The organism is Gilliamella sp. B3892 (genome assembly GCF_026536305.1).
Classification (GTDB): Bacteria; Pseudomonadota; Gammaproteobacteria; order Enterobacterales; family Orbaceae; genus Gilliamella.
The window spans coordinates 33965-53911 of sequence record NZ_JAFNOK010000010.1; the positions used below are offsets into that span (position 1 = coordinate 33965).

General features: G+C 37.5%; 20 protein-coding genes. 9 read left to right on the forward strand and 11 right to left on the reverse strand.

Features of this window, described 5'->3' with window-relative positions:
- The first annotated feature begins 10 nt into the window (after positions 1 to 10).
- The 3 genes from hemE (at position 11) to J3U74_RS09860 (ending at position 2116) form a co-directional block, all read left to right on the forward strand.
- Complete coding sequence (gene hemE / locus J3U74_RS09850) at positions 11 to 1084, forward strand: uroporphyrinogen decarboxylase (protein WP_267329322.1); 1074 nt, start codon at positions 11 to 13, stop codon at positions 1082 to 1084.
- Positions 1077 to 1679, forward strand: coding sequence for a YjaG family protein (locus tag J3U74_RS09855; RefSeq protein WP_220218784.1), 603 nt, complete (start codon positions 1077 to 1079; stop codon positions 1677 to 1679). The genes hemE and J3U74_RS09855 overlap by 8 nt, the downstream gene beginning before the upstream one ends.
- Before the next feature lie 164 nt (positions 1680 to 1843).
- Positions 1844 to 2116, forward strand: coding sequence for an HU family DNA-binding protein (locus J3U74_RS09860; protein WP_220218785.1), 273 nt, complete (start codon positions 1844 to 1846; stop codon positions 2114 to 2116).
- A gap of 173 nt (positions 2117 to 2289) precedes the next feature.
- On the opposite strand, the gene ybaK is transcribed toward J3U74_RS09860, so the two are convergent.
- The 4 genes from ybaK to glyQ all read right to left on the reverse strand — a co-directional run bounded on the left by ybaK (position 2290) and on the right by glyQ (position 6759).
- Positions 2290 to 2775, reverse strand: a complete 486-nt coding sequence (gene ybaK / locus J3U74_RS09865) for a Cys-tRNA(Pro) deacylase (RefSeq protein WP_267329321.1) — start codon at positions 2773 to 2775, stop codon at positions 2290 to 2292.
- An 86-nt stretch (positions 2776 to 2861) separates the two neighbouring features.
- On the reverse strand, positions 2862 to 3680 hold the full coding sequence (locus tag J3U74_RS09870) for a hypothetical protein (protein WP_267329320.1): 819 nt from the start codon (positions 3678 to 3680) through the stop codon (positions 2862 to 2864).
- A gap of 60 nt (positions 3681 to 3740) precedes the next feature.
- Entirely contained in the window at positions 3741 to 5813 is a 2073-nt protein-coding gene (glyS, locus tag J3U74_RS09875) for a glycine--tRNA ligase subunit beta (protein WP_416379779.1), read from the reverse strand.
- Positions 5814 to 5823: 10 nt separating this feature from the next.
- Positions 5824 to 6759, reverse strand: a complete 936-nt coding sequence (gene glyQ / locus J3U74_RS09880) for a glycine--tRNA ligase subunit alpha (RefSeq protein WP_220218789.1) — start codon at positions 6757 to 6759, stop codon at positions 5824 to 5826.
- A 213-nt stretch (positions 6760 to 6972) separates the two neighbouring features.
- Here glyQ and envC point away from each other — a divergent pair, with 213 nt between their 5' ends.
- Both envC and J3U74_RS09890 read left to right on the forward strand, forming a co-directional pair.
- Positions 6973 to 8181 (forward strand): murein hydrolase activator EnvC, encoded by a 1209-nt coding sequence (gene envC / locus J3U74_RS09885; protein ID WP_220218790.1) that lies wholly within the window; start codon positions 6973 to 6975, stop codon positions 8179 to 8181.
- Positions 8178 to 8999, forward strand: a complete 822-nt coding sequence (locus J3U74_RS09890; RefSeq protein ID WP_267329317.1) for a divergent polysaccharide deacetylase family protein — start codon at positions 8178 to 8180, stop codon at positions 8997 to 8999. Before envC ends, J3U74_RS09890 begins: the two co-directional genes overlap by 4 nt.
- Before the next feature lie 3 nt (positions 9000 to 9002).
- Here J3U74_RS09890 and rapZ read toward each other — a convergent pair whose 3' ends face one another.
- The 4 genes from rapZ to dsbB form a co-directional block, all read right to left on the reverse strand.
- The gene (gene rapZ / locus J3U74_RS09895; RefSeq protein ID WP_220218792.1) at positions 9003 to 9851 is read right to left on the reverse strand and encodes an RNase adapter RapZ; all 849 of its coding nucleotides are present in this window, start codon (positions 9849 to 9851) and stop codon (positions 9003 to 9005) included.
- Positions 9852 to 9946: 95 nt separating this feature from the next.
- Entirely contained in the window at positions 9947 to 10543 is a 597-nt protein-coding gene (locus J3U74_RS09900; RefSeq protein WP_267329316.1) for an XTP/dITP diphosphatase, read from the reverse strand.
- A gap of 74 nt (positions 10544 to 10617) precedes the next feature.
- Positions 10618 to 11274, reverse strand: a complete 657-nt coding sequence (gene rluA, locus J3U74_RS09905; protein ID WP_267329315.1) for a bifunctional tRNA pseudouridine(32) synthase/23S rRNA pseudouridine(746) synthase RluA — start codon at positions 11272 to 11274, stop codon at positions 10618 to 10620.
- A gap of 72 nt (positions 11275 to 11346) precedes the next feature.
- Positions 11347 to 11880: a disulfide bond formation protein DsbB gene (gene dsbB / locus J3U74_RS09910; protein WP_220218795.1), complete on the reverse strand. Its 534-nt coding sequence runs from the start codon at positions 11878 to 11880 to the stop codon at positions 11347 to 11349.
- Positions 11881 to 12142: 262 nt separating this feature from the next.
- Here dsbB and J3U74_RS09915 point away from each other — a divergent pair, with 262 nt between their 5' ends.
- Genes J3U74_RS09915 through J3U74_RS09925 form a run of 3 tightly spaced genes read left to right on the forward strand, consistent with a single transcriptional unit; the run spans position 12143 to position 14287 of the window.
- Positions 12143 to 12649, forward strand: coding sequence for a hypothetical protein (locus tag J3U74_RS09915; RefSeq protein WP_220218796.1), 507 nt, complete (start codon positions 12143 to 12145; stop codon positions 12647 to 12649).
- The gene (gene rluC / locus J3U74_RS09920; RefSeq protein WP_220218797.1) at positions 12619 to 13602 is read left to right on the forward strand and encodes a 23S rRNA pseudouridine(955/2504/2580) synthase RluC; all 984 of its coding nucleotides are present in this window, start codon (positions 12619 to 12621) and stop codon (positions 13600 to 13602) included. Before J3U74_RS09915 ends, rluC begins: the two co-directional genes overlap by 31 nt.
- 22 nt (positions 13603 to 13624) lie before the next feature.
- On the forward strand, positions 13625 to 14287 hold the full coding sequence (locus J3U74_RS09925; RefSeq protein WP_220218798.1) for a histidine phosphatase family protein: 663 nt from the start codon (positions 13625 to 13627) through the stop codon (positions 14285 to 14287).
- A 57-nt stretch (positions 14288 to 14344) separates the two neighbouring features.
- Here J3U74_RS09925 and J3U74_RS09930 read toward each other — a convergent pair whose 3' ends face one another.
- The 3 genes from J3U74_RS09930 to proS all read right to left on the reverse strand — a co-directional run bounded on the left by J3U74_RS09930 (position 14345) and on the right by proS (position 18272).
- Complete coding sequence (locus J3U74_RS09930; protein WP_416379777.1) at positions 14345 to 15808, reverse strand: M48 family metalloprotease; 1464 nt, start codon at positions 15806 to 15808, stop codon at positions 14345 to 14347.
- 137 nt (positions 15809 to 15945) lie between these two features.
- Entirely contained in the window at positions 15946 to 16488 is a 543-nt protein-coding gene (locus J3U74_RS09935) for a fused DSP-PTPase phosphatase/NAD kinase-like protein (protein WP_267329313.1), read from the reverse strand.
- A 62-nt stretch (positions 16489 to 16550) separates the two neighbouring features.
- Positions 16551 to 18272: a proline--tRNA ligase gene (proS, locus tag J3U74_RS09940; RefSeq protein WP_220218801.1), complete on the reverse strand. Its 1722-nt coding sequence runs from the start codon at positions 18270 to 18272 to the stop codon at positions 16551 to 16553.
- A gap of 358 nt (positions 18273 to 18630) precedes the next feature.
- On the opposite strand from proS, the gene J3U74_RS09945 reads away from it, so the two are divergent.
- Positions 18631 to 19935, forward strand: a complete 1305-nt coding sequence (locus tag J3U74_RS09945; RefSeq protein WP_267329312.1) for a serine/threonine transporter — start codon at positions 18631 to 18633, stop codon at positions 19933 to 19935.
- The last annotated feature ends 12 nt before the right edge of the window (positions 19936 to 19947 follow it).

The window sequence follows — 19947 nt, forward strand, 5'->3', positions numbered from 1 at the left end:
AGTCGATAAAATGAGCCAATTACAAAATGATCGTTATTTACGTGCCTTGCAGTGTTTACCGGTAGACTACACGCCAATATGGATGATGCGTCAAGCGGGGCGTTACTTGCCTGAATATCGGCAATTAAGAGCCAAAGCCGGAAATTTTATGACCATGTGTCAAAATCCTGAACTGGCCTGCGAAGCCACTTTACAACCACTGCAACGCTTTGATCTTGATGCCGCTATTATTTTTTCTGATATCTTAACGATTCCTGATGCAATGGGGCTTGGTCTCTATTTTGAAGCGGGAGAAGGTCCTAAATTCAGCCGATCAATTACTCAATTATCTGATATCGAAAAATTGCCGATTCCCGATCCCAATCAATCACTTAAATATGTTACTGATGCAATTAGCTTAACCAAAAAAAGCTTAAATGGAAAAGTGCCGTTAATTGGTTTTTCCGGTAGCCCATGGACATTAGCCACTTATATGATTGAAGGGGGAAGCAGCAAATCTTTCAGTAAAATCAAAAAGATGCTTTATTGCGAACCAAAAGCCCTGCATCTTTTATTAGAGAAGTTAGCCCACAGTGTTGCACTCTATCTTAATGCTCAGATTGAAGCTGGCGCGCAATCGGTAATGATTTTTGACTCTTGGGGCGGCGTGTTATCTCATCAAGCTTATCAAACGTTTTCATTAGATTATATGCAGCTAATTTTGTCACAATTAAAACGAGGTAAAAAGAGTGAGGATATCACGTCTTATGTACCAGTGACATTATTTACCAAAGGTGGCGGATTATGGTTAGACACCATTATACGTTCGGGCTGTGATGCAGTTGGTGTCGATTGGACGGTTAATTTAAGTCAAATTGCCAATAAAGGGCAAATTGCGCTGCAAGGTAATCTCGATCCGACGGTTTTATATGCCAATAAGCCGACAATTGAAGCAAATGTTGAATCACTCTTATCAGAATTTGGCTATAATAATGGGCATGTTTTTAATTTGGGTCATGGAATTTTGCCCGATATTCCGGTAGAGCATGTACAATATTTAGTTGACGCCGTACATCGTCAGTCCAAAAGGTTTCATTATGATTAAAAATCCCGTCCAATTAAGAGTGGAAAAATTAGCAGATTGGCAACAACGATTATTTATGGTTTGCTTGTGTGAACGAATGTATCCAAACTTTGTTTATTATTGTAATTTACAACAGTGTGAACAAGATGCCAAAAACTTCAAAAAAATTCTAGATTTAATCTGGGAGTCGCTCTTAGTTCAAGATGCCAAAATTAACTTCGATTTACAACTTGAAAAATTAGAAGCGATTATTCCAACCGTTACTGAAGATAGCCCTTATATGGTTTATCCGGCGATTGATGCTTGTCATGCATTAAGTGAAATCTTGCACTCCTATTTAAGTGGTGAGATCGCTGAACATACCGCTAAAGTCAGCAGCATATCGGCCACTACCGTTGCCGAATTTGAGATGACCAAATCGAATATTTCTCTATCTGAAAGCGAGCAAGAAAAATTATCTGATGTTATTGAAGAATTTGATTTGCAATGGGAGATATTTAGATTATTATGTAATGAGAATAATGTTATGATCGATTTAATAAAAGGCTTAAAGACGGATATAAGGTCTGAAAAAATCAGTAATATTGGTGTTTTTTTGAGCAATCAAGTCATTTAATGGGTGTTTTTTTTATTTTTTAATAAATTTTTCTTTAACATTAGAGAAATATAGACTACATTTACTAGTAATGTAGTCTGAAAGACGTTTACAGCTGCAAAGTTTTTTTAACTTTGTTTATCATGTCAACATTAACAATAAAATAAATATGTAAGGATATCTCCATGAATAAAACAGAACTTGTAGATGCAATTGCTAGCAAAGCTGGTGTAACTAAAGTTGCTGCAAAGACAGCTTTAGAAGCTACTTTAGCTGCTATAACTGAATCATTAAAAGCAGGTGAACCAGTTCAATTAGTTGGTTTTGGGACGTTTAAAGTTAATGCTCGTAAAGCTCGTACCGGTCGTAACCCTAAAACAGGTAAAGAAATTAAAATTGCTGCAAGTAAAGTACCAGCATTTGTTTCTGGTAAAAGCTTAAAAGAAGCAATCAAATAATTGTTTGCTTATTTTCTGTCGATTTATTGATAGAAGATATCTAGAGGTCATAAGACCTAGTCTTGTGGCCTATTAACTTTTTTTACGCCGTAAAATATTATAGTTTTATCTTATCTTTTATTCCTTCTTCCTGATTTAATAACCCCTATTTATCCGGTTAAAACTGTTTTGGTTTAAACACTAACATCAACCAATTTAGCATTTACTATACTTGCCAATGCTTGCGGTGCAATCTCAATTTCTAAACCACGTTTCCCACCTGATATAAACATCGTTTCGAATTGATTTGCACTTATGTCAATGAGTGTGGGTAATTGCTTTTTTTGACCTAATGGACTTATCCCACCCACCAAATAACCGGTAATTTTTTGTGCCAAATTTGGATCGGCTAACTCAACTTTTTTACATTCGAGCGCTTTAGCGGCTTTTTTCAAATCCAAATGGGTATTAACCGGTACAACACAAACAGCAAATGTTTTATTGTCACCATTTAAATTGACAATGAGCGTTTTGAATATTTGACCGGCAACTACATTTGAATCAGGATCAAGTTTATCAATGGCTTCTTGACCAAAATGTGTCTGTTTGGGGTCATGATCATATTGATGAAGATGAAAACGAATATTGTGCTTTTTGAGAAGATTTATCGCAGGTGTCATGATATTTAATCCGGATATTGGCCTTAATCGTTGAATAACTAACTTTAACAACCCGCTGACGGAAAGCCAGCGAGTAAGCAAAGTGATTACAAAATAAGACTGTTATACTGCTGATCATCTTCATCTTTTTTCGATACAGGTGTTTGATTATTGGTCTGTAAAGTGATGAAACGATAAAAAAAGCTTATCAACACAAAAATCAGAAAGTAAGTCAAACAAAATAAAATACTCATAACAACAAAGTAATTTTCAGCGTTTAGTGAGTTTAATACCGGTGGTAAGACAACACAGACACAAACAATATAACAAATGAACATTATTGCTGTTGCTGATTTAAGATTTATCCTAAAATTAAAGGCATCGGCAAAAAGATCCTTAAATCTTTTTTGTTTAGGTTCAACGATAGATGCGCAATAAAAATAAAATACAAATAGAAAAATTAAAGAAACAATCGTCATCATTAGGTCAAATATCGTTTCACCTTGTTGGGGAAATAGTAATAACAATACATGCTGTAATAAAAAAATGACGATCATTAAAGGAAATAATATCACCCCAATAAATAGTAAATAAAAAACGCATAACTGAAAAAATTTTGCTACTGAGTTAGATATTAATTTATTGATATTTAAATTATCACAGTGAGAAAAACTATAAATCATTGCAATAATGATTGCAATTATAAACGTGTGAACTAAATAAAACTGAAAAAAGGGATAGATAATAACAGCAGGATTAGTTTCAAATTCAGTTAGTAATTCTTGATAAAAGAAACTATTGATAGCCAATGTCATTAATACACCAAAAATGATGCAGGTAATAATAATCGTCCCAATTCGATTGCTAATAAAATGAATAGTTTGCTTGAAAACTTCATTAAATCTTAAACTTGATTGTTTGTTCATATTATATCCACTGAGTGGCAATCGCTTGATTACCACTTGTTATTATAAATAAGATAGTTGTTATGCTTGTAATAAAGAGATATCGGCAACTTTTAAAAATAAATTTTGCAGTTTCTTCAACAAGGCCAAGCGATTGAGTTTAATTTTTTCATCATCAGCCATCACCATGACTGATGCAAAAAATTCATCAACAGGTGATTTTAATGATGATAATTCAACTAACGCATCTTGATAACGACCTTCATTAAAATAAGGTGCTAACTTATCGTTTAATATCACCACTTGTTTCGCTAATTCACCTTCTGCTCCGGCTTCTAATAATGCCGTATTAATAGTATCGGGAATTTGCACTTGTGCTTTCGATAAAATATTTGAAACCCGTTTATTGGCTTCAGCCAGTGAAGAGGCTTCCGGTAGCGTTCTAAAATGGGTAACAGCTTTAATCCGGGCATCAAAATCAGCCGGTTTAGTTGGATTAAGTGCTAACACCGCTTGAATGGTATCGATTGCAAAACCAAGCTCTTGATACCATGCTCGGAAGCGACCTTGCATAAAGCTGACAATATCGGTCACAACGTTTTTATTGTTTAACTTATCGCCATATAGTGATGTCGCATAGTTTGTTAAATCAAGCAAATCTAAAGGTAAGCTTTTTTCAACAATAATACGTAAAACACCGATTGCCGCACGGCGTAATGCGAACGGGTCTTTATCGCCTTTAGGGTGTTGACCGATACCAAAAATACCCGCTAAGGTATCCATTTTTTCAGCGATTGAAACCGCGCATGATACGTTTGTGCTCGGCAATTCATCACCTGAAAAACGTGGTTTATACTGTTCTTCAATGGCAGTGGCAACTTCAATACTTTCGCCGTCTTTTATGGCTAAATATCGTCCCATAATACCTTGCGTTTCGGGAAACTCAAACACGGTATTAGTGACTAAATCACACTTAGTTAATTTTCCGGCACGTTTGGCCTTAGCAACATCAGCGCCAATTTGCTCGGCTATATAACCGGCCAGTGCTTCGATTCGTAATGATTTATCTTTAACGGTGCCAAGTTGTTGTTGAAATAACACGGTTTCAAGGCGAGGTAAGCGGTCTTCTAAACGCTGTTTTAAATCGGTTTTATAAAAAAATTCGGCGTCGGCTAAACGTGGGCGCACCACTTTTTCATTACCGGCAATCACCACTTGTGGATCTTTTGATTCAATATTGGCAACAAAAATAAAATTCGGCAGTAATTTGCCTTGATTATCATAAACAGGGAAGTATTTTTGATCGCCTTTCATGGTATACACCAGTGATTCGGCCGGCACATCTAAAAATCGCTCTTCAAATTTTGCCGTTAACACAACCGGCCATTCAACCAAAGATGAGACCTCTTCAAGTAAACTTTCGGTTAAATCTGCTTTACCGTTAAGTTTAGCTGCCGCCTCTTGTGCTTGCTGTTTGATAATTGATTTACGTTTGTCATAATCAGCAATGACTTTACCACGCTGCTCAAGAATGTCCGGATACTGATCAGCATGATCAATGGTAAACTCTTGTTCACCCATAAAACGGTGACCACGGATAATGCGGTCTGATTGAATATCTAAAATTGTGCCGGGAACCAGCTCATCACCATATAGCATTGTCACAGTATGGCTAGGGCGGATAAACTCAACTTGACGAGCCGCCCAGCGCATCGGTTTAGGTATTGGTAATTTGCTCAGCGCGGCTTTTACCATATCACACAAGAGATCAACAACCGCCTGACCTTTTTGATATTGGGTATAAGATAGCCATTCACCTTTGTCGGTTTGCACACGCTCAGCTTGATCGACGCTAATACCACAACCACGAGCCCAACCTTCTGCCGCTTTGGTTGGATTGCCTGCTTGATCGAAAGCGGCACTCACTGCCGGGCCACGTTTAACAATTTGGCTATCGGGCTGAGTATCATTTAAATTTAATACTTTTAACGCTAAACGCCGTGGCGATGCGTACCAAAGTACTTCACCATGTTCTAAATTAGCAATATCCAGTTGTTCAATAAAGTTAGCGGCAAAACTTTGCGCTAATGTGCGGAGTGATTTTGGTGGTAACTCTTCTGTACCAATTTCCACTAAAAATGTTTTTTGCATAATATTTATCTTCCTACTTAGATGATGCATTTTCGTTTGACGGTGAATTTTGGCACATCGGGAATCCAAGTGCTTCACGCGAGGCGTAATAAGCTTCAGCAACCATTTTGGTTAATGTTCTGATCCGCAATATATAGCGTTGTCGCTCAGTTACTGAAATCGCTTTACGGGCATCAAGTAAATTAAAGCAATGTGCAGCTTTTAAAATTCGTTCATAAGCAGGTAGCGGTAAAGGTTTTTCTAATTCAAGTAAAAATTTTGCTTCTTTTTCATGTTGTTCAAAGCAGTAAAATAAAAAGTCGATATTGGCATATTCAAAATTGTAAGTCGATTGTTCAACTTCGTTTTGATGAAACACATCGCCATAGGTAGTTTTACCAAAAGCACCGTCGCTCCAGATTAAATCGTAAACACTATCGACACCTTGAATATACATCGCTAAGCGTTCTAAACCATAAGTTATTTCGCCTGTTACCGGTTTACACTCAAGCCCGCCTACTTGCTGAAAGTAGGTGAACTGAGTCACTTCCATACCATTCAACCAAACTTCCCAGCCTAATCCCCATGCGCCTAACGTAGGGTTTTCCCAATTGTCTTCGACAAAACGAATATCATTAATTGTTGGATCGAGTCCTAGCTCTTTGAGTGATCCTAAATAGAGCTCTTGGATATTCTCTGGTGACGGTTTTAAGATAACTTGAAACTGATAATAATGTTGTAACCTGTTGGGATTTTCACCATAGCGACCATCGGTTGGGCGGCGTGAAGGTTGAACATAAGCGGCATTGATAGGCTCAGGTCCTAGTGCACGTAAACAGGTCATCGGATGAGAGGTGCCGGCGCCAACTTCCATATCTAACGGTTGAATTACCGTACAACCTTGATTAGCCCAGTAATCTTGTAACGTAAGTATTAACCCTTGAAAGGTTTTGACATTAAACTTTTGCATGATGTTATCTTTAATGGTTGAATTGATTTTTCAATAATTTAAATAGTGCTGTATTTTATACTTTTTATTCAAGCTTGTGAAATGCCTAATCATTATATAATTTAATATATTGTTTAACCGATTTGATACTGTTTTCATTTTGCATATTGGCTTATTTATCGGTATAGTAAAACTATCTTAATTGCTTGGTAATAAACTAAAAATTCAAACGCCATGTCTATTCATAACAAAATTGTCGTCGTAACGCTAATTTGCTTAATGAAAGTTAGTTTTTTGTATGCTGATGATAATCAGCAATTACAAATTATACGTCAATCCATTGAAGAGCAAGAAACCCGTTTAGCTGAGCAAAAAAAAGAGCGAACACAATTAGTTAATGCGCTTAAAGAACAAGAAACACAAATAGCCAAACTACTCACATCCATTGAAAAAAATGGCACCATACTTAAAAAACTCAATTCTGAAATCAACCAATTAATTAAACAAATCGATGATTTGAGCGCTAAACAAACGCAACAACGGCAGGTATTAGCTAAACAGCTTGAAAGTGCGTTTAAATTGGGAAAAAGTACCGGTTTCGAACTTATTTTTGCCAGTGAAGAGAACGATCGCAATGAACGTTTAATTACCTATTATCGTTATATCAATCAGGCAAGAGAGCAGCAAATTAATGCCCTGCGTGAAACGCAATTACAACTTAACGATAAAAAAGCGGCGTTACAAATAAAACTCACTACGCAAAAAGCATTACAAACCAAACAGAAACAAGAGCAAGTCGGGCTTGTGAAAAATCAAAAAGATCGGCAAAAAACCATTAACTCGCTTGAATCGTCGATGCAAATAAATGAGCAAAAATTGGCTCAGCTAAAAGAAAACGAAACCAAACTACAAGCTAAAATTGCTCAGGCAGAAAGAGAGAGCCGTCTTATTGCTGAAGAAGAAGCCAGACAAGCAAAACACATTGAGGCAAAACAGAAAAATACAAACTATACACTTAGCGCTGACGAACGCAGTTTAATGGCTCGTGTCAGTGGTATTGGTCAGCCCGGACACCAATTTGATTGGCCGGTTAGCGGAACTGTTGCGCATCGATTTGGTGAGTCTTTACAAGGTGAACTTCATTGGAAAGGAATGGTAATTAATGCTAATGACGGAACACAAGTAAAAGCGATTGCAGATGGGCGAGTTATTCTTGCCAGTTGGTTACAAGGATATGGTTTTGTTGTTGCACTGGAACATGGTAAAGGCGATATGAGCTTATATGGATATAATCAACGAGTTTTAGTTGATGTTGGGGATAAAATTCATGCCAATCAACCTATTGCTTTAGTTGGTTCAAGCGGCGGGCAAAATACGCCAAGCTTATATTTTGAAATTAGGCGAGACGGTAAAGCGCTTGATCCAAGAGGGTGGTTAAAATGATGATACGTTTAGTACATTTTATTTTTTTTAGCTTAATGGTCGTTAATGTCCACTGTGTTTGGGCGGCAAAACTCGCTTTGGTTATCGACGATTTTGGTTATCGGCAAAGTAACGAACAGAAAATTATTGCGCTTTCACCCAATATTACTATCGCTGTTTTACCTAATTCTCCAAATGCACAGAAGATTGCAACGCTAGCTCATCAGCATGGTAATGATGTGATTATTCATTTACCTATGGCACCTACAGGAAAACAACCGCTCGAGAAAGATACCCTTTTTCCTTATATGGAAGAGTCTGTCGTGAGTCGAATTGTTACCGATGCAGTAGAGCGTGTACCTTATGCAATTGGTGTCAATAACCATATGGGGAGTTTGATGACCTCGGATCTTACGGGTATGAATCATGTGATGAAAGCCTTAAGCAACTACTCAATGTTTTTTTTAGATAGTAAGACAATCGGTAGAACTAAAACCAAAGAGGCGGCAAGCCAGTACGCTATTCCCGTTCTTGAGCGAGATGTCTTTTTAGATGATAAAATAACTGAAACCGCAATCGGCCAGCAATTTGAATCAGCAATTAACGTTGCGCGCAAGCATGGCGTGGCAATTGCAATTGGTCATCCTCATCCACAAACGGTGAATGTACTAACATCTAAACTGGCAAATTTACCCGATGATATTGAATTAATTAAAATCAGCGAGTTAATTCCAGCCCCGGAGTTACCTACGCAAAACCCACTTTACTTAGAAAAACTACTCGACAAATATCGACAATTATTTGAGCTATTGTGTCAGTTTATGCTAACCAAACAGTAGCGGTTACTTTTTTTCCAGCGTGCGATGACGAACTTGAATTTGTTTATTTTGCGCCCGGAAAAACGCCGCTAACTGCTCAGCAATAAAAACCGAACGATGTTGACCACCCGTACAACCGATAGCAATGGTTAAATAACTGCGGTTATTTTTTTCTAAAAGAGGCAGCCATTGCTTAAGGTAATTGGCTGTTTGATAGATAAAATTGGTCACTTCGTCATGTTTTAACAGATATTGCTTAACCGGCTCATCTAATCCGGTTAGGGCTCGTAAATTGATATCCCAGTGTGGATTGGGTAAAAAGCGCACATCAAAAACGAAATCGGCGTCGACCGGCAAACCATGTTTAAAGCCAAACGATTCAAAAATAATAGTTAATTCACGCTCTTTTTTACCTAAAATTCGAGATCTTAAAATACTTGATAGCTCATGTACCGAAAGATTATCGGTATTAATCACTAAGCTAGCGTGCGATTTTAATGGCTCCAGAAATTTTTCTTCAAGGTCGATAGCTTCTTCTAACGAATATTTTTGATTGGTTAAAGGGTGAATGCGTCTTGTTTCACTGTAACGGCGAATAAGGGTGTTTCGACTGCAATCGAAAAAGATAATTTCGGGGGTTACCGATGCCGGTAAACGCTGTAATACATCGTGATTAAAGTCAAAATTGGCGGGTAAATTTCGGATATCAATACTAACGGCAACAGGGGTATTGTTGTTTTTTAATGAATCGGCTAATTGTGGTAATAGTGCAAGCGGGATATTATCGACACAATAAAACCCCATATCCTCTAATGCACGTAACGCAATCGATTTTCCGGAACCTGAACGACCACTTACTATCATTAAAATCATGATAACAACTCCAGCATATTTGTTGCCTTAAGTATATACTTTTTACTTCTTGTTGTGCAATTTTGTGTATAAACAATCATGCAAAACATGATGCTTTAGTGCTTAGCTTTAATTTGGGCAATTAACTGCTTAAGCGCTAATCCACGGTGTGATATCTGGCTTTTGTGATCTTTGGTTAACTCCGCTGCTGTGCAATTGAGTTGCGGTATATAAAACAGCGGATCGTAACCAAAACCACCTTCGCCTTTTAATTCATTTAAGATAACACCATCCCATTTACCTAAACAGATAATGGGCGTTGGGTCGTTTTCATGTTGCAAATATACCAGCGCACAATAAAAGTAAGCTTGCCGATTTTCCGGCGGGACATTTTTTAATGCATCGAGTAATTTTTCATTATTACTCTGGTCGTTGCCATGCTCACCGGCATAACGAGCCGAATAGATCCCAGGAGCGCCATTAAGCGCTTGAACAACTAATCCTGAGTCGTCAGCAATGGCGGGTAAACCGGTTAATTTTGCAGTATGACGAGCTTTTAAAATAGCATTTTCAACAAAGGTTAAACCTGTTTCTTCAGCGTCCGGAACATTGAACTGTTTTTGCGCAACAATATTAAAACCGGCGTCGGCTAATAGCGTTTGTAACTCATTGACCTTACCTTGATTATTGGTTGCTAAAACAATTTGTTGCATTTTGTTGCTCCTTAATTGATTGATGTTGTTTAGGCTATTTTAGTCAGTTAAATGGTTACTGATTACCTAGCGGTTTAAAATTCCGGTTCACAAGTAAATGTCATGCTTTCCCCGGTTTTAGGGTGATTAATCGTGAGTGATTGTGCGTGTAATAGCAATCTTTTCGACATCGCAAAAGCTTCTGGGTGCGCATAAAATTTATCGCCTAAAATTGGGTGTCCGATAGCTTGCATATGTACTCGTAATTGATGCGAACGACCAGTAAACGGGTATAACTCAACCCGTGTGGTGTTGTCACTATTGCGAGCAACGACTTGATATTCGGTTAATGCATGTTTACCGTTTTCCATATCAACCATTTGCCGTGGACGATTAGGCCAATCACAAATCAAAGGCAGTTCAACTTGGCCACAATCTTGTTCAATATGCCCATGTACAACAGCGATATAAGTTTTTTTCGGAATCCGTTCTCTAAATTGTTTCTTAATTTCACGATCGGCAAGTTTAGATAGCGCAGCGACCATAATACCGCTGGTTGCCATATCTAAACGATGTACCGATTCAACATAACTATATTTTTGTTGTAGACGATGAATAATACTGTCAATAAATTGAGGCTTATTACCCGAAACAGATAGCAGACCAGATTGCTTATTAACAACCACAATATGATCATCTTGATATAGAATTGAAAGCCACGGATCAGTAGGCGGATGATATTCCAAAAGCATTTGTGTGTGACAATTTGTAAAATAAAATTGTCACACATTCTAACAAACTCGGCAAAAAGTGCCAGTCTAATATTATTTATGCCACGTCGAGCTTTTGGCTGTTGGGAAAATTTGGGAAAACAGGACAATGATACCGACAATAATATAGCAGGCAAAAATGATAATCATCCATTGTGACATTTCAATGGTTAAAAATGACCATATTTTTTCAGCGCAGCTACCATAAGCATTAAACATGCTTGGAAACCATTGATTTAATGGTAGCCAACTTGGAAATTGAACGTTTATAGCACAGCTGTCGGTTAAATTGGGTTCAAATTGTAAATGGGCGTGATACATGGCTAAGTTCAAACCTTTATAGGCACTATATAACCAAATTGCAATACCCAATAGGCGATAAATTAGCTTTTGGGGGGCAATTAATCCGAAAATACTGCCTAACATGATGCCGTAAATTGCACATCGTTGATAAATACAAAGCGTACAAGGGGCTAGCCCTAAACCGTGTTGAAAATAGAGTGCGGTTATTTCAAAAACAGCTGTAGATAAAAATAATAGCGCCCATGCTATTCTTCCACGTGAGTATTGATTGAGCAATGCTAACATACTATTTTATTCTCCCGTATTCCGTTATAATCATTCATCAGTGAGTGTATTGGAAAATGTTCTATTATTAAGTTAGCGGTAGTGTAGAGGATTTTTCAATAATGTAAAACGACTTTTACTCATTGATAGTGGACTCATCATCTCTAATTAATCAAAGTTATGACTATCCGGATTTAACAAAAGAAACTTAAAAAGTTTAAGCAGATATTGAAAATTTAATATTTGCAAAAAACCGGTTTTTCCTAGTAATAATGGAAGAAGAATGACAAATCAACTAGCGCAAATCAAATTATTTTTTCAAGATAATTTAATTATAAAAAACGATAACAATGATTTAAGAGATAGTTTAAATATTGAAGATGCAGAAATACTATTTAATATCGGTTTACCCAACTCCACAGAATTAGATTTTAAATTTACAAAAGAAACTAACTATCTCAATAATAATGAATTAATTTTAGATGATAGTGAAAATGGAAAGATAATATATAATATTACTAATCATCACGTTTATTTATTTTTTCCTTCAAATAAGAAAAAAATTATATTAAATGTTGGATTATTTCAATTTCTATTCTCTATTTATTATTATGAATTATTTTTAAATAATTGGAAAAATGATAAAAAAAATAGAGCACACTATTTTGATGATTTTGAACAAAAAATGAATATATTAACTAATCATTTTCAAAGTCTGGATTATTATTGGGAAGCAATTATCAACGAGTTATCACCTATATGCATACAAACGCCCCACAAAAAAAATTAAACGTTACTTTTGTGACGATATCTGAAGAAAATGCGACTCAACGTATCGATAACTTTTTGATCACACATTTAAAAGGTGTCCCAAAAAGTATGATTTATCGCATATTGAGAAAGGGGGAAGTGCGGGTTAACAAAAAACGTATAAAACCCGAATATAAGTTAAATATCGGGGATGAAATTCGTATTCCGCCTATTCGTGTGTCAGAAAAGCCCGCGCCGGAAATATCAACTAAGCTCAACAAAGTGGCTGATTTAGAAAAAGCGATTATTTATGAAGATGAGGTCATTTTGGCCATTAACAAACCTTCCGGCATCGCGGTGCACGGCGGTAGTGGGCTGAGTTTTGGCGTTATTGAGGGATTACGTGCGTTAAGACCAGAAGCAAAATTTCTTGAATTAGTTCACCGTATCGACCGTGAAACTTCGGGTGTGCTGTTAATTGCTAAAAAACGTTCAGCTTTAAAAGCACTGCATGAACAACTCCGATTAAAACAGATGACCAAAAACTATCTTGCTTTAGTCAAAGGCAGTTGGCCTTCTGAATGCAAAGTCGTGCAAGCGCCGTTGCTTAAAAATGTGCTTAAAAGTGGTGAACGAGTCGTTAAAGTCGATAAAAATGGTAAACCTTCAGAAACACGCTTTAAAGTTGAAGAGCGGTTTGAATGTGCCACATTGATAAAAGCAAGTCCTGTCACAGGGCGAACGCATCAAATTCGGGTGCATACTCAATATACCGGACACCCGATTGCTTTTGATGACAGGTATGGTTGTCATCAATTTGATGTATTATTAAATAAAACCGAGTTGAATCGATTATTTTTACACGCTGCCAATGTAAAATTTATTCATCCCAAAAGCTTAGAGCCAATGCAACTACAAGCGCCGATGGATGAGACTTTGCAAACTTGTTTGGCATTGCTGAGAAAAGATAAACATCAACAGTCAAAATCATAAAATTAAAAGGTAGTAAGCACGAATGAAAGATCTAAATTTATATCTAATAAGACACGGTCAAACTGAGTGGAATATTAAAGATCAGATGCAAGGATCGCAAAATTCTCCTTTAACTCAAGACGGTATTTTAGGGGCTAAAGTGACCGGACAGCATTTAAAAAATGTGCCTTTTATGCAGGCGTATTCCAGCCCTCAGCAACGAGCAATGGAAACTCGAGATTATATTATTCATGAAAATGATAATGTGATACCAACATTTGAACTTGCCGATCTTCGGGAAATGGATTTTGGTACCTGGGAAGGTCAGCATGTTCCTATGCTGAAAAAAGAAGTCCCGGAATTTAATACTTATTTAACCGATCCGGCTAATTTTGATGCAAGTGTCAATCAAGGTGAAAACTACCTTGAAGTGCTATCCCGAATGAAAAACGCATTAACCACCATTGTGCAAAATGCACCCGAACAAAATGGTAACATTCTTGTGGTTTCGCATGGCACGGTATTGCGCTTATTGCTTTGCGTTCTAAATGGCGGTGACTGGCGGTTGCATCGTGACGAGGATTACTTCCCACGAATGTTAAATACCAGTATTAGCGTGGTGAACTATCAGCAATCAGATGATCAGACAGAAGGTCAATTTTCAGTTAAATTCTTCAATAATGTCGATCATTTAAACCAAAAATAGTGTGATTTTATTCTCCAGACTCATCGTGAATGTCGTCTGGAGATGTTTTGCTATTTTTTATCTTCGATAAGGCGCATAGCGTTTTTGTAGTTTTTGTATTTGATTAATTCTTGCATCAATCTTTGAAATTAAAGTCTGATTGTTTTTGGTTTGACGTTTGGCATTTTGCAAGATATTAATTGCCCCTTCAAAATCACCGTCTAACGCTTGTACTTCAGCTTGAGCGCTCATTTCTTGCGCGCGTGAATTTAAGCCACCGTAAGCTTGTACCAGTAATTCCCAGCCGTTTTGATCATCACTGTTATCAAAGGTATAACGATGTAACAAACTGGCTGCTTGCTGATAGTTTTTCGTTTTAATATAGGCATTTGCAAGGTTAAGCTTTAATGCCGCGTTATTCGGTGAATGTTTCAGTGCCGCTTGCAGGCGAGTAATAGCGCTGCTGCCATTATTCATTGCCAAATCAATATCGGTCATTAAATCGATATACCAGATATTGTTTGGATCATTATCTAATAATGGTTGTAGTTGCTCTTTAGCTTTCTGATTATTGCCATTATGATTATCAACCAGCGCATTGGCATAGATAATGGCTACTTTACTTTGTGGCGTATTAAGTTTTTTGTAATCTTCAATCAAGAGTTTAGCAATGTTTTTATTTCTTGAGTTATAAAGAATAGCAAGTCGTGCTTTGGCTAAATAGTAGTCTATTGACGAGGAGACATTTTTTTTACCGTACTGTAAGGAACGGCTGCGAACATCGCTTAAACGGCTATTGGGTAAGGGGTGAGTCAATAAAATTTCTGGCGGTTTAGTGGTAAAACGGCTTTGATCGGCGAGTTTTTGTAAAAATTCAGATGAAGCGTTAGGATCAAAACCCGCTTTAACTAATGTTCTAAGCCCGACACGATCGGCCTCTTGTTCATTTGATTGAGTAAAGCTTATCATGCTTTGTTGCGATCCTGCCATCGTGCCGGTCATGGCTGCCATGCCAGCTTCAGGATTGGCTAAAGTAAGCAATAACGAGCCTAACGTAGCTCCCCAGACATAAGGGCTATTACGATTCTGTGCTTCCATTGCTCTTGCCAAATGGCGTTGAGTAACATGGCCAATTTCATGCGCCATAACGGAGGCGAGTTGGCTTTCGTTATCGGTATCTAATATAAGTTTAGAATGAATCACCACATTTCCACCAAAAAAGGCGAAAGCATTTAGCACATCGCTTCGCATAATGTAAAAATGGAAAGGGGTTTGCACGGATTCAGATTTTGACACTAACTTTTTGCCAATCTCATTAATATATTGGTTCAAAACCGGATCGTTAATGATTGGCGCACTGGCTCGAAGCATTCGCATGTAGTAATCGCCCATTTCCAGTTCTTGACCAATACTTAAGGTCGAAGCGGCAGCGGTGCCGATATCCGGTAGGGAGATGTTATTCGCGTAGACGACAGCGCTATTTTGTAATAATAATGTACTTGATAAAACTAATGCGATTGCTTTCTTTAACATTCTTTTCAACCATAATCATAGGAGTGATAGGCAGTTATTTTAGCTGAAAAAAAGACAATACCACACTGAATTTTAATAACCTTTCCTAAAAAAGCATAAAATGCGTATTGAGGCGAACTTGAACGGTTTTTTATACCTAAAATGAATTATTGAAATACGACTGCACGGATTTTTTCAACATCCACTTGTTTCAGATATTGTATGATATTGGGGTATGCTTTTTTGTGATAACCCAATTCCGGTTGCATCAATTCGTTTATTGCTTGCTCTTTTGTCCAGTTTTGAAAAACCAAACGGTACATCGCACTGACTGCACCGGTGCGATCGCTACCATGCCAACAATGGATCAGAATCGGTTTAGGGGATTTGGCAATAGCGGTCAGCACTTCAATCATGTTTTCATCATTGATATCTCCGGCTCGCATTCTAACCCAAACCTCAGAGAGGTTAGTATCGGTTAATCTACCACGATCGCTGTGCAATAATCGTAAATTAATGATAGTTTTAAAGCCCAGCTCATTAAGATTCTGTAGCTGTTTCGTTGTTGGTTGTTCGGCGCGATAAACATCATCAGAAATTTTATGAAAATTGCCGGGTAGTTCCAGCTGGTTTTTATTCGGCAACTGGCAACCGGCGGTAATCAAAATTAAATAACACAACAATAATAGCATCACCAATTGTTTTAGCATGCTTGGATAGTTTGCTATTAGATGTTGTGTTTTATAATTCATCTTCGATAATTGATTCAGTGTTAAATTGACTGACGGCGTTTTTGGATAAAGCTAAGGATATCTTCAACTTTTACCAGCGTTTTATCACCACCGGCACGATGTTTATATTCAACTTCGCCGTTATCTAAGTTTCTTTCGCCAATGACAATGGTGTGTGGAATACCGATAAGCTCAGCATCAGCAAACATAACGCCCGGGCGCTCTTTACGATCATCAAATAGTACTTCTATGCCAGCAGCTTGCAAGTCGGCATAGAGCTTTTCAGCCGTTGCTTGTACTTTTTCTGATTTATGCATGTTCATAGGTATAATCACAACACTGAAAGGCGCAATCGCTTCCGGCCATACAATCCCACGTTCATCATGACACTGCTCAATGGCAGCAGCAACAATACGGCTTACACCAATACCATAACAGCCCATGATCATCACATGATTTTGACCATCTTCACCTTGTACAGTGGCTTTCATTGCTTGTGAGTACTTAGTACCCAGTTGGAAAATATGCCCAACTTCGATACCTCGTTTTATTTGTAGCGTGCCTTTACCATCCGGGCTGATATCTCCTTCAACAACATTACGAATATCTTCGATGCGAGGAAGTGGGCAATCACGTTCCCAGTTGATATTAAAGTAGTGCTTATGATCGATATTGGCGCCCGCACTAAAATCACTCATTACAGCCACATCACGGTCAATAATAATTGGCATATTGAGATTAATTGGTCCCAATGATCCTGGTCCAGCTTTAACAATTGCCCGTATCTCTTCTTCGGTCGCAAATTCAAGAGGAGATGCCACAATATCAATCTTTTCTGCTTTAATCTCATTTAAACTATGGTCACCACGGACTAATAGTGCAACTAGCTGGTGCCCACTCTCTTTACTTGCTTTAACCATGAGTGTTTTAACCGTTTTTTCAATCGGTAATTCAAATTGTTCGACTAATTCCTCAATAGTTTTGGCATTAGGCGTATCAACTAATGTCATGGCGCTTGTTGGCGCAAGGCGAGTTTGCGTTGGAGCTAATGCTTGTGCCATTTCAATATTGGCAGCGTAATCCGATTCGGTTGAAAAAACAATATCATCCTCGCCGCTGTCAGCTAATACCTGAAATTCGTGTGACCAGTTACCACCAATTGAGCCTGTATCCGCTCGCACCGCTCTAAAGTTTAATCCGGCACGAGTAAATACCGCACTATAGGCTTTATACATATCATCATAAGTTTCTTGAAGCGATTCTTGAGTGGTATGGAACGAATAAGCATCTTTCATAATAAATTCACGTGATCGCATCACGCCAAATCTTGGGCGAACTTCATCACGGAATTTTGTTTGAATTTGATAAATATTTAGCGGTAATTGTTTATATGAACTCACTTCATTACGCACTAAATCAGTAATGACTTCTTCATGGGTTGGACCTAAGACAAAATCACGATCGCCACGATCTTTAATTCTTAATAATTCCGGACCATATTGTTCCCAGCGTCCGCTCTCTTGCCAAATATCGGCAGGTTGAACAACCGGCATTAGCACTTCGATCGCACCGGCTTTATTCATCTCTTCACGAACAATGTTTTCAACTTTTTTTAGCACACGATAACCAGTCGGTAGCCAAGTATATAATCCCGCGGCAACTTTGCGGATCATTCCGGCACGTAACATTAATTGATGGCTAATGACTTCAGCATCAGCAGGCGTTTCTTTTAACGTAGAAAGAAGATATTTACTGGTTCGCATACGTTTATCCTGAAAAAATAATTTATCTATAAATATAATAAAAATGTTAGCTAGTTTAGCAGTACCTAACGTAACACTAAAGTAATTTTATTGTTATTTTTTTTGCAGTGGCATAATTGGTTTAAACGAGTTTAGTTAGATCAACCTACAGATTTATGTAATTAGGATAGTGATTTTTATGCATTTCGTATCAAAAATGATGCCTTAGTAATTAGGAAATTGGCTAAGTATCAAAAAAGATATGTTTATCTCATTGATTATATTTAATTTTTTATTTATTTGTGTGATGTAGATCACTTTAGTAACGTTGTTAAATTGATATCATACGCCCAAATTTTTAGGTATAGGAGAATTTTATATGGATAATGCTGTAGAAAACAAAGATGTTGTTGGGGGTACCAATGGGGTAAAATTACCTAAGTGGCGTAAAAGTGATACCTTATGGATGCTAAGTCTGTATGGCACTGCAATCGGGGCTGGCGTTCTGTTTTTACCAATAAATGCCGGTGTCGGGGGCTTGATTCCACTATTGGTGATGTTAGTCCTTGCCTTTCCGATGACATTTTATGCTCATCAAGCGTTATGTCGATTTGTTTTATCGGGTAAAAAACCTGAAGGCGATATTACAGTGGTGGTTGAAGAGGCATTTGGACGAACTGCCGGCAACTTTATCACGGTGCTCTATTTTTTTGCTATCTACCCGATTTTATTGGTTTACAGCGTTGGTATCACCAATACTGTTGATAGCTTTATGGTACATCAATTAGGCATGGCATCGATACCGAGGGCGTTATTATCTTTTGTATTAGTCGCTTTTTTAATGTCGATTGTTCACTTTGGTGAAGAGCTGATTGTCAAAGTGATGTCGATTTTAGTGTTTCCTTTTATTGCTGTATTGATGATTTTAGCGCTATTTTTAATTCCGGAATGGAATGGTGAAATTTTTGCTAACGTATCATTAAGTGGGGCCGGTAGTGACGGCAGTCAAAGTATTTTAATGACGCTGTGGCTGGTTATTCCGGTTATGGTATTTGCATTTAATCACTCTCCAATTATCTCTTCTTTAGCCGTTGCTAAACGCAAAGAGTATGGCGATGTTTACGCTGAACCAAAATGCTCTACAATTATTGCTGCAAGTAATATAATGATGGTTGTAACGGTCATGTTTTTTGTGTTTAGCTGTGCACTTTGCTTAACCCCTGCTGAGCTGTTGGATGCAAAAGCACAAAATATTTCGACATTATCTTATTTGGCAAACCGATTTAATTCACCTGTTATTGAGTATATTGGTCCCCCAATTGCGTTTATTGCAATGGCGAAATCATTTTTAGGCCACTATTTAGGGGGTAAAGAGGGCTTTAATGGCGTGGTTAATAAAGCACTGCGTAGCTGTGATAAGACAATTTCACCGGCAAAATTAGATAAAATTGCCATTGGCTTTATGTTTATCACGGCCTGGGGAACAGCCACACTTAATCCGAGTATTTTAGGTTTAATTGAATCATTGGGTGGTCCAATTTTAGCGATACTGCTGTTTTTAATGCCAATGTATGCGATCAACAAATTACCGGCATTAGCTAAGTATCGTGGCAAATTAAGTAATGTATTTATTGTCATTATGGGTTTGATTGCTATTTCAGCAGCGATTTATAATTTGCTTTAAGCTTGAATTTAT